The sequence below is a fragment of the Rhizobacter sp. P1_G5 genome, from assembly GCF_056405435.1.
Genome location: NZ_JBFUCB010000151.1, coordinates 1 through 11,016, shown reverse-complemented (window position 1 = coordinate 11,016; position 11,016 = coordinate 1). Strand labels below are relative to the sequence as shown.

The 11,016-nt window shown below is 69.6% G+C and carries 7 protein-coding genes; 5 read left to right on the top strand and 2 right to left on the bottom strand.

Annotated features, from left to right (window positions below):
* Both AC1D12_RS13045 and AC1D12_RS13040 read right to left on the bottom strand, forming a co-directional pair.
* A partial coding sequence (locus AC1D12_RS13045) for a response regulator (RefSeq protein ID WP_477840816.1) occupies positions 1–1,017 on the bottom strand: 1,017 nt, incomplete at its 3' end.
* Positions 1,018–1,139: 122 nt separating this feature from the next.
* Positions 1,140–6,059 carry a HAMP domain-containing protein gene (locus AC1D12_RS13040; RefSeq protein ID WP_477840814.1) on the bottom strand — a complete coding sequence of 1,640 codons (4,920 nt, stop codon included), beginning with the start codon at positions 6,057–6,059 and terminating at the stop codon, positions 1,140–1,142.
* Positions 6,060–6,385: 326 nt separating this feature from the next.
* On the opposite strand from AC1D12_RS13040, the gene AC1D12_RS13035 reads away from it, so the two are divergent.
* From AC1D12_RS13035 to AC1D12_RS13015, 5 genes are all read left to right on the top strand, one after another.
* Positions 6,386–6,751 (top strand): response regulator, encoded by a 366-nt coding sequence (locus AC1D12_RS13035; protein ID WP_465110803.1) that lies wholly within the window; start codon positions 6,386–6,388, stop codon positions 6,749–6,751.
* Positions 6,752–6,779: 28 nt separating this feature from the next.
* Positions 6,780–8,285 (top strand): circadian clock protein KaiC, encoded by a 1,506-nt coding sequence (kaiC, locus tag AC1D12_RS13030; RefSeq protein ID WP_477840812.1) that lies wholly within the window; start codon positions 6,780–6,782, stop codon positions 8,283–8,285.
* Complete coding sequence (locus AC1D12_RS13025) at positions 8,282–8,611, top strand: circadian clock KaiB family protein (protein ID WP_465110448.1); 330 nt, start codon at positions 8,282–8,284, stop codon at positions 8,609–8,611. The genes kaiC and AC1D12_RS13025 overlap by 4 nt, the downstream gene beginning before the upstream one ends.
* Complete coding sequence (locus AC1D12_RS13020; RefSeq protein WP_052212246.1) at positions 8,608–8,928, top strand: circadian clock KaiB family protein; 321 nt, start codon at positions 8,608–8,610, stop codon at positions 8,926–8,928. The genes AC1D12_RS13025 and AC1D12_RS13020 overlap by 4 nt, the downstream gene beginning before the upstream one ends.
* A partial coding sequence (locus tag AC1D12_RS13015) for a sensor histidine kinase (protein ID WP_477840810.1) occupies positions 8,925–11,016 on the top strand: 2,092 nt, incomplete at its 3' end. The genes AC1D12_RS13020 and AC1D12_RS13015, both read left to right, overlap by 4 nt.

Genomic DNA, 11,016 nt, shown 5'->3' with positions numbered 1-11,016 from the left:
GAACTCGTCCTTGCGCCGCCCGGCCTCCTGCAGCTGCATCTCGGCGGCGCGCCGCTCGACGATCTCGCCCTGCAGGCTGCCGTAGAGGATGGCGTTCTCCAGCGCGGCCGCGGSGCGTGCCGCGAGGTCGTCGAGCACGCGCCAGTCGGGTCGCTGCGCCGCATCGTCGGTCGCCACCAGCAGTGCGCCGAGCAGGCGGTCGCCGTTGACCAGCGGCAGCGCCTGCACCGCCTGCCACGGCACCGCCCGCGCACGGCCCGGGCCGAAGGCGTCGGGCGCCAGGGCGGCGAGGTCGTTCGCGGCCAGCGCGACGCTGCGGCGTTCGGCCAGCGCCTGGCGCAGCGCCGTGGCGAGCGGCGGCGCGAGGTCCATCAGCATGCGGTTCGCCGTGGTGTTGCCATGGACCCCCGCCGACGCCGTCACCAGCCGCTGGCGCGGCCCCGGCTCGTCGCCGGGCAGCACGACGGCGGCGGTCGCCATCGCCGGCACCAGCAGCTCGGCCAGCGCCTGCACGCAGACCTCGGCCTGCAGCGAACCGCTGAGCACCCGGCTCGCATCGGCCAGGAAGGCGGAGCGGCGGTCGTTGTCCTCGGCGACGCGGCGCGCGGCCTCGGCGGCGGCCACCGCCACGTGCGCATCGGCCTGCTCGCGGATCTGCCGCTGCATCGCGAACAGCCGCACGAACACCCGCACCTTGCTGCGCAGGATGTGCGGCACCACCGGCGACTGGATGTAGTCGACCGCGCCCAGCGCATAGCCGCGCTCGGTCTGCATCTCGTCGGCGTACGAGGTGATGAAGATGATCGGCGTGTCGACCGAGCGCTTGTACTGCCGGATCAGCGCGGCGGTCTCGAAGCCGTCGATGTCGGGCATGTTGACGTCGAGCAGGATCACCGCGAACTCGCGCTGCAGCACCTCGCGCAGCGCCTCGCGGCCCGATCGCACGAACACCAGGTTCTGGCCGAGCTCCTCGAGCACGGTGCCGAACACCAGCAGCTTCTCCGGCAGGTCGTCCACCACCAGGATGTTGACCCGGGTGATGTCAGCCCCTCGGTCGCCGGGTACGTCGACCGGTCCCCCGAGGGGACCCGGGCCGGCTTGGGAGCGGCCCGGCGCTCGGCCCGGTTCTGCGGCAGTGCTCATTTGCTGAGCCAGCCGCGCAGCACGACCAGCAGGTAGGCGGTATCGACCGGCTTCGACAGGTAGTCCCAGGCCCCGGCGTCGATGCACTTCTCGCGGTCGCCCTTCATCGCCTTGGCCGTCACCGCGATCAGCGGCAGCTCCTTGCCGCGCGGCAGCCGGCGCATCTGGCGCATCGTCTCCATGCCGTCCATCTCCGGCATCATGATGTCCATCAGCACGATGTCGATGCTCGGGTCGGTCTCCACCAGCCGGATCGCATCGCGGCCGTTCTCGGCCGAGACGATCACCATGCCGTGGTTGTCCAGCACCGTCGCCAGCGCGAAGATGTTGCGCATGTCGTCGTCGACGATCAGCACCTTGCGGCCGTGCAGCCGGCGGTCGGCGTCATGCAGCTCGCGCGCCGAGCGGCGTTCTTCTTCCGACATCGTCGCCTCGCCACGGTGCAGGAAGAACGCCGACGCATCGAGCATGCGCTCCAGCGTGTCGGCGCGGCGCAGCGCGAACGCACTGTGGCCGCGCTCCCAGCTGACGCACACCGCCGGGTCGCGGCTGGCCAGCACGATCGGCAGCTGGCGCGCGAGCGGCCGCGATTCGAGCGACTCGATGACATCCTCGGGCCCGAAGTCGGMCACGCTGCCGTCGGTGATCAGGCAGTCGATGCTGCCGTGCGCGATGCGCTCGCGCGCTTCGTCGACACGGCCGGCCTGCACGATGTCGGTCTCGGTGTCGAGCGCGTCCAGGAAGGCGGCGCGCGCCGGCGTGTCGGCCATCATCACCAGCAGCCGCTTGCGGCGCCGCTCGGCGAACTCGTGCAGGTGGCCGAGCGCCTCTTCGACCTCGTCGACCGACTGCAGCGGCTTCGTCAGGAAGCCCACCGCGCCCGAGCGCAGCGCGCGTTCGCGCGAGTCGTCGGTCGACACCACGCACACCGGGATGTGGCGCGTCGTCAGGTCGGACTTCAGCCGCTCCAGGATGCGCCAGCCTTCCATGTCGGGCAGGAAGATGTCGAGCGTGATGACGGCCGGCTGGAAGTCGCGCGTCAGCGCGAGCGCGGTGGCGCCGCTGGTGCTGACCAGCCCCTTGAAGCCGACGCGGCGCGCCGCCTGCAGCAGCACGTCGGCGAAGGCCAGGTCGTTCTCGACGATCAGCAGCACCTTGTCGCCGAGCAGGATGTCGGCGCGGTCGTCATCGGCGGCGTTGTCGGCCAGCTCGTCGGAATCGCTGCCCTCGTTCGCCGGCAGCGGCGCCTCGGCGCGAACCCGCTCCAGCACCGGCAGCGCCTCGGCGATCACCACCGGCGGCGCGTTGCGGCCGTGGCGCAGGCTGCGCGTGGCGCTGTAGCTCTGCGGCAGGTACAGCGTGAAGGTGCTGCCCTCGGCCGGCGCGCTGACCAGCCGGATCTCGCCGCCCAGCAGCCGCGCCAGCTCGCGGCTGATCGCGAGGCCCAGGCCCGTGCCGCCGTACTTGCGCGAGGTCGAGCCGTCGGCCTGCTGGAAGGCCTCGAAGATGATCTGCTGCTTGTCCGGCGAGATGCCGATGCCGGTGTCCGACACCGAGAACGCGATCACCTGCGATGCGCGGTTCAGGTCTTCGTTGTCGCGCGACCAGCCGCGGTCCACCACCTCCATCGTCAGCCGCACCGCGCCCTGGTGCGTGAACTTGAACGCGTTCGACAGCAGGTTCTTGATGATCTGCTGCAGCCGCTTCACGTCGGTGACGATGGTCTTCGGCAGCGGTGCGATCCGCACCGGCGCGCCGATCTCGAACGCGACGTGGCGCGATTCGGCGACGTGGCGGAAGCTGCGGTCCACCGAGCGCTGCAGGTCTTCGAGCCGCAGCTCCGAGACATCCACCGCGACCGTGCCCGACTCGATCTTCGACAGGTCGAGGATGTCGTTGATCAGCATCAGCAGGTCGTTGCCCGACAGGTGGATGGTCTTGGCGAACTCCACCTGGCGCGGCGTCAGGTTGCCGTCGCTGTTCTTGCACAGCTGGTCGGACAGGATCAGCAGGCTGTTCAGCGGCGTGCGCAGCTCGTGCGACATGTTGGCCAGGAACTCCGACTTGTACTTCGAGGTCAGCGCGAGCTGCTCGGCCTTCTCTTCCAGCGCCTGCCGGGCCTGCTCCACTTCCTGGTTCTTGCGCTCCACTTCCTGGTTCTGGTGCACCAGCAGCCGCGCCTTCTCCTGCAGCTCCTCGTTGGTCTGCTGCAGCTCCTGCTGGCGGCTCTGCAGCTCCTCGGCCAGCGACTGCGACTGCGTCAGCAGGTCTTCGGTGCGCATGTTCGCGCTGATCGTGTTGATCACGATGCCGATCGATTCGGTCAGCTGGTCGAGGAAGGCCTGGTGCGCCGGGTTGAAGCGCTCCAGCGAGGCCAGCTCCAGCACGCCGCGCACCTCGCCCTCGAAGACGATCGGCAGCACCAGGATGTCGAGCGCCGCGCCTTCGCTCAGCCCGGTGGCGATGCGGAACGCGCTGCCCGGCACGTTGGTCACCAGGATCTTGGTCTTCTCGACCGCGCACTGGCCGACCAGGCCCTGGCCGAGGTCGACCTCCTTGCCGTGCGAGGCCTGGCCGCCCGAGGCGTAGCTGCCGAACAGCTTCAGGCGCGGGCCCAGGCCGCCGCTGCCGGTCAGCACGTAGAACTCGGCCTGCTGCGCGCCGACCACCGGCGCCAGTTCGGACAGGATCAGCTGGCCCACCGTCAGCAGGTCCTTCTGGCCCTGCAGCATGCGGCTGAACTTCGCGAGGTTGGTCTTCAGCCAGTCCTGCTCGGTGTTCTTCTGCGTGGTGTCCTTCAGGTTGCGGATCATCTCGTTGATGGTGTCCTTCAGCGCGGCCACCTCGCCCTGCGCCTCCACCGTGATCGAGCGCGTCAGGTCRCCCTGCGTCACSGCGGTCGCCACCTCGGCGATSGCGCGCACCTGCGTSGTCAGGTTGGCKGCSAGCTGGTTGACGTTCTCGGTGAGGCCCTTCCAGGTGCCGGCSGCGCCGGGCACCTTGGCCTGGCCRCCSAGCTTGCCCTCGACGCCGACCTCGCGCGCCACCGTGGTCACCTGGTCGGCGAAGGTCGCGAGCGTCTCGGTCATGCTGTTGATGGTCTCGGCCAGCGCGGCGATCTCGCCCTTGGCCTCCACCGTCAGCTTCTGCTGCAGGTCGCCGTTGGCCACCGCGGTCACCACCTTCGCGATGCCGCGCACCTGGCCGGTCAGGTTGCCGGCCATGAAGTTCACGTTGTCGGTCAGGTCCTTCCAGGTGCCCGACACGTCGCGCACCTGCGCCTGGCCGCCCAGCCGGCCTTCGGTGCCGACCTCGCGCGCCACCCGCGTCACCTCGGCGGCGAAGGAGGACAGCTGGTCGACCATCGTGTTGATGGTGGCCTTCAGCTCCAGGATCTCGCCCTTCACGTCGACGGTGATCTTCTTCGACAGGTCGCCGGCGGCCACCGCCTTGGTCACGTCGGCGATGTTGCGCACCTGGCTGGTCAGGTTCGACGCCATCAGGTTCACCGAGTCGGTCAGGTCCTTCCAGGTGCCGGCCACGCCCTGCACGTCGGCCTGCCCGCCCAGCTTGCCTTCGGTGCCCACTTCGCGCGCCACGCGCGTCACCTCGGCGGCGAACGATCGCAGCTGGTCGACCATCGTGTTGATGGTGTTCTTCAGCTCCGAGATCTCGCCCTTCACGTCGACGGTGATCTTCTTCGACAGGTCGCCGGCGGCCACCGCGGTCGTCACCTCGGCGATGTTGCGCACCTGGCTGGTCAGGTTGCCGGCCATGAAGTTCACCGACTCGGTCAGGTCCTTCCAGGTGCCGGCCACGCCCTGCACGTCGGCCTGGCCGCCCAGGATGCCTTCGGTGCCCACCTCGCGCGCGACGCGCGTCACCTCGGCGGCGAACGATCGCAGCTGGTCGACCATCGTGTTGACGGTGTTCTTCAGCTCCAGGATCTCGCCCTTCACGTCGACGGTGATCTTCTTCGAGAGGTCGCCGGCGGCCACCGCCTTCGTCACGTCGGCGATGTTGCGCACCTGGCTGGTCAGGTTGCCGGCCATCGAGTTGACCGAATCGGTCAGGTCCTTCCAGGTGCCCGAGACGCCTTCCACCCGTGCCTGGCCGCCGAGCGAGCCTTCGGTGCCGACTTCKCGTGCCACCCGCGTCACTTCGGAGGCGAACGATCGCAGCTGGTCGACCATCGTGTTGATGGTGTTCTTCAGCGTCAGGAACTCGCCCTTCACGTCGACGTCGATCTTCTTCGACAGGTCGCCCTTCGCGACGGCGGTCGTCACGTCGGCGATGTTGCGCACCTGGTCGGTCAGGTTGCCGGCCATCGAGTTGACCGAATCGGTCAGGTCCTTCCAGGTGCCGGCCACGCCCTTCACCTTGGCCTGGCCGCCCAGCATGCCCTCGGTGCCGACCTCGCGCGCCACGCGCGTCACCTCGGCCGAGAAGTTGCCGAGCTGCTCCACCATCTTGTTGATGGTCTTCGCGGTGCGCAGGAACTCGCCCTCGAGCTCGCGGCCCTCGACCTCCAGCGCCATGCTCTTGCTCAGGTCGCCCTGCGCCACCGCGCCGATCACCCGCGCCACCTCGCTGGTCGGGTGCACCAGGTCGTCGATCAGCGCATTGATCGAGTCGATCGAGGCGCCCCAGAAGCCGCGCGTCTCGCTGAGCACCGCGCGCTGCTTCAGCTTGCCTTCCTTGCCGACCACCTGGCGCAGCCGGCCGAGCTCGTCGGCCATCGCGGCGTTCTGCTCGACCAGGTCGTTGAAGACGTCGGCCACCTTGCCGGGCAGGCCCTCCCAGTGCAGCGGCAGGCGCACGCTGGCGTCGCCGCGCCGCAGCTGCGTCAGCGCGGCGAGCAGGGTGGCCATCTCGCGCTCCGGCGTCGCGATTTCGTTGAGTTCGATCACGTTCATGACAGGGCTTTCCAGACAGATTGAAGCCGACGAGAGCAGGATGGTGGAGTCGATCTTGGCCCATCGCATGTCTTTTTGCATGCGTGGCGTGCGCGCGGTCCTGCAGACTAGCGCTGCATCGTCGCAAGCTTGTGACGGACGGTACCGTCTGCGCTTGTAGGATGGGGACTACATTGAACGCGCCGCGCCCCGGAGACCCGCGAATCTGCTGGGTTGGCGAGTCCCCACCCATCCGATTCCATGGCCTGCCGGCGGGTCCAGGCACCCGCCGCGGCAGCGTAGACTTTTTCACCATGGCACCCGCTGGAGGACCCGATTTGCAAGACGTGACCGTGCTCTACGTCGAAGACAACGACGACCTGCGCCTGAGCATCTCGATGCTGATGGAGCAGCCCGGGCGCACGCTGACCGCATGCGCCAACGGCGAAGAGGCGCTGGCGCTGTGCGCCGCGAACGAGTACGACATCGTCGTCACCGACGTCAGCCTGCCCGGCATCTCCGGCACCGACTTCGCGAAGCAGCTGCTCGCGAAGCAGCCCGAGCGCTGGGTGGTGCTGTGCTCGGGCTACGAGTTCGGCGAGTGGGTGCGGCAATTCGGCCCGAACGTGCGCGCGCTGCGCAAGCCGTTCGAGCCCGAGGAGCTCGAGGAACTGATGGACGAGATCAGTGCCGCGGTCAGGACCCGTGGTTGACGACATCGCCGAGAAGAGAAGGACCTGCATGAAGACATCGCATCCCCAGGATTGCGCCGACCGGCTGCTGCCGAAGGCCCCGACCGGCATCGCCGGCCTGGACGAGATCACCACAGGCGGCCTGCCGCGCGGCCGCCCGACGCTGGTGTGCGGCGCCGCCGGCTGCGGCAAGACGCTGCTGGCGGCCGAGTTCCTGGTGAACGGTGCGCTGCAGTACGGCGAGCCGGGCGTGTTCATGAGCTTCGAGGAAAGCAACGACGACCTGGTCGCCAACATGCGCTCGCTCGGCCACGACCTGGACGTGCTGCAGGCCGAAGGCAGGCTCGCGATCGACCAGGTGAAGATCGAGCGCAGCGAGATCGAGGAGACCGGCGAGTACGACCTGGAGGGCATGTTCATCCGGCTCGACCATGCGATCCGCCGCATCGGCGCGAAGCGCGTGGTGCTCGACACCATCGAGGCGCTGTTCTCCGGCCTGCCGAACCAGGCGCTGCTGCGTGCCGAGCTGCGCCGGTTGTTCCACTGGCTGAAGGACCGCGGCATGACGGCCATCGTCACCGGCGAGCGCGGCGAGAACACGCTGACCCGCTACGGCCTCGAGGAGTACGTGGCCGACTGCGTGCTGCTGCTCGACCACCGCATCGTCGACCAGGTCTCCACGCGCCGGCTGCGCGTCGTCAAGTACCGCGGTTCGGCGCACGGCACCAACGAGTACCCGTTCCTGATCGGCGCGCGCGGCCTGTCGGTGCTGCCGATCACCTCGCTGCGGCTGGACCACCAGGCCAGCGGCGAGCGCGTCTCCACCGGCGTGCGCGGGCTCGACGAGATGCTCGGCAAGCGCGGCGTGTTCCGCGGCAGCAGCGTGCTGCTCTCGGGCACGGCGGGCACCGGCAAGAGCAGCGTCGGCGCGAGCTTCGTCGATGCGGTGTGCGCGCGCGGCGAGAAGGCGGTGCTGTTCGCGTACGAGGAGTCCGAGAGCCAGCTGATCCGCAACATGAAGTCGATCGGCATCGACCTCGGCCGCTGGAAGGCGCAGGGCCTGCTGGAGATCCATGCGTCGCGGCCGACGCTGCACGGGCTGGAGCAGCACCTGGTGTCGATGTACGACATCGTCAAGGCATCGAAGCCCGACGCGGTCGTGATCGACCCGATCAGCAACCTCGTGATGAGCCAGGCCGACAGCTCGCTGCAGGCCACGCTGATCCGGTTGATCGATTTCCTGAAGCAGCAGGGCGTGACCTCGCTGTTCACGACGCTGACGCACGGCCCGGCCACCGAGGTGTTCGACAGCTCCGGCGTCGGCGTCTCGTCGCTGATGGACACCTGGATCGTGCTGGCGAACCTCGAGTTCAACGGCGAGCGCACGCGCACGCTGCAGGTCGTCAAGTCGCGCGGCATGCCGCATTCGAACCAGGTGCGCGAGTTCCTGCTCAGCGACCACGGCGTCGAGCTGGTCGACGTGTTCGTGTCCGACCAGCGCGTGCTGACCGGCTCGACGCGCAAGCTGCGCGAGGCGCAGGAGGGGCGAGGATGAGCGCGACGCGTGCCACCGGCGCCACCCACCCCGAGTGGCAACTCAAGCTGTACGTGGCGGGGCATACTGCCAAGTCCATGGCGGCCCTCGACAACCTCAAGCACATCTGCGAGACCCACCTCGCGGGCCGCTACTCGATCGAGGTGGTCGACCTGCTGGTCAACCCGCAGCTGGCCGCCGGCGACCAGATCCTCGCGGTGCCGACGCTGGTGCGCAAGGTGCCGGAGCCGATGCGCAAGATCATCGGCGACCTGTCGAACGAAGAGCGCGTGCTGGTCGGCCTCGACGTGCGGCCCTACGTGCCGTCTTCGGCACGAGCGCGATGACGCTGGACGACCGCCTGCCGGACCTCGTCGACCTGCGGCTCTATGTCACGGGGGCGACGCCGGCCTCGGCGCGGGCGGTCGTCAATGCGCGGCGCTTCTGCGAGACCCACCTGGCCGGCCGCTACCGGCTGGAGGTGCTCGACATCGGCGAGCACGTCGAACAGGCGGCCGCCGACCAGATCGTCGCGGCGCCGACGCTGATCCGCCTGGCGCCGCTGCCGCTGCGCCGTTTCATCGGCGACCTGTCCGACGACGAGCGGCTGCGCCGTTCGCTGGATCCGCTGCACCCGCTGCCGGCGGCGGGAGCGGGAGAATGACGGCGGACCGGCTGCAGCGTGCGCTCGTCGACAACGAAGGGCTGCGGGCGCGCCTGGAGGAGGCCGAAGACACGCTGCGGGCGATCCGCAACGGCGACGTCGACGCGATCGTCGTCGGCCGCGACATCTACACGCTCGACACCGCGAATGCCGCCGACAACAAGCTGCGCCGCGCGGTGCTGTCGCAGATGGAAGACGCCGTGCTCGCGTTCGACGACGGCGGGCACCTGATCTTCATGAACGCTGCCGCCGAGCGGCAGTACGGCCAGAGCGCCTCGGCGCTGCTCGGCCGCGGCCACGACGAGCTCTACCGCGAGGTCTGGCCCGACGAGGCGCTGCGCGAGAGCTGCCGCCGCGAGCTGCTCGACACCGGCAGCTACCGCGCCCGCCTGCTGCACGTGAAGCGCAACGGCGAGGCCCTCCACGTCGAATGCACCGTGTCGCGCCTGCGCGGCGCCCAGGGCGAGCCGATGGGCCGGCTGTGCGTGATCCGCGACGTGAGCGCGCGCCTGGCGGCCGAGCAGACGCTGATGGTCGCCTCGCTCGCGCTGGCGCGCCGCGAGCGCGAGTTCGCGACGCTGGTCGAGAACTCGCCCGACATCTTTGCGCGCATCGACCGCGAGCTGCGCCATGTCTACGTGAGCCCGGTCGTGCAGCGTCATCTCGGCATCACGCCGTCGACCATGCTGGGCAAGACCTTCGGCGAGCTCGGGCTGCCGGCGGCGCTGTGCGCGCAATGGAACGGTGCGCTGAAGGAGGTGTTCGCCACCGGCCGGCTGGTGCGGCTGAACTACGCGATGAACAGCGCTGCACAGGGCGAACGCTTCTTCAACGCGCGCCTGATGCCGGAGTTCGGCGACGACGGCAGCGTCGAGTCGGTGCTGGTGATCGCCTCCGACGTGACCGAGCAGGCGCAGATCGACGCCGCGTTCCACGAGAGCCAGGCGCGGCTGCAGTTCACGCTCGACTCGGCGCGCATCGGCGAGTGGGAACTCGACATCGCGAGCGACACCGCGCGCACCTCGCTGCGCCACGACCGCTGCTTCGGCTATGACGAGCCGGTGGGCCAATGGGGCAGCCGGGTGATGTTGTCGCATGTGCACCCGGCCGACCGCGATCGCATCGCGGCGCTGTTCCAGACCAGCGAGGCGACGCAGCAGGACCTGCACTTCGAGGCCCGCGTGCTGTGGCCCGACGGCTCGCTGCACTGGATCGAGGCGCACGGCGTGTTCTATGGCATCGAGGGCGATGCCCGAAGCAGCAGCCGGCGGCTGCTGGGCATCGTCGCCGACATCACCGACCGCAAGCTGGCCGAGGCCGCGCTGCACGACAACGACCGCCGCAAGGACGAGTTCCTCGCGACGCTGKCGCACGAGCTGCGCAACCCGCTGGCGCCGATCCGCAATGCGCTGGAGATCATGCAGCGCAGCCCGGGGCCGGTGGCGCAGGCGCATGCGCGCGATGTGATCGAGCGGCAGCTCGGGCAGATGGTGCACCTGGTCGACGACCTGCTGGACGTGAGCCGCATCAGCCAGGGCAAGCTCGAACTGCGCCGCACGCGCGTCGACCTGGCCGAGGTGCTGAAGACGGCGGTCGAGACCAGCCGGCCGCTGGTCGACGCGGGCCGGCACCAGTTGCGCGTGCAGCTGCCTCCGGCCGGCGAGCTGTGCGTCGACGGCGACACCACGCGGCTGTGCCAGATCGTCGCGAACCTGCTGAACAACGCCGCGAAGTACACGCCCGAGGGCGGCTCGATCGAACTCGGCGCGTGGCGCGAGGAAGGCCGCACCGATCCGGAGAACGGCGAGGCGGTGATCTCGGTGCAGGACTCCGGCGTCGGCCTCTCGCACGACATGCTGCCGCGGGTGTTCGACATGTTCGCGCAGGTCGACCGCTCGGTCGCGCGGGCGCAGGGCGGGCTGGGCATCGGGCTGGCGCTGGTGAAGCAGCTGGTGGAGATGCACGGCGGCACGGTCGAGGCGCACAGCGAGGGCGTGGGCAGCGGCTGTCGCTTCGTCGTGCGCCTGCCGCTGGTGGCGGCGCGCCTGCCGGCGGCCCTGGCGACCGCCACGCCGCCGCCGCGGGTGC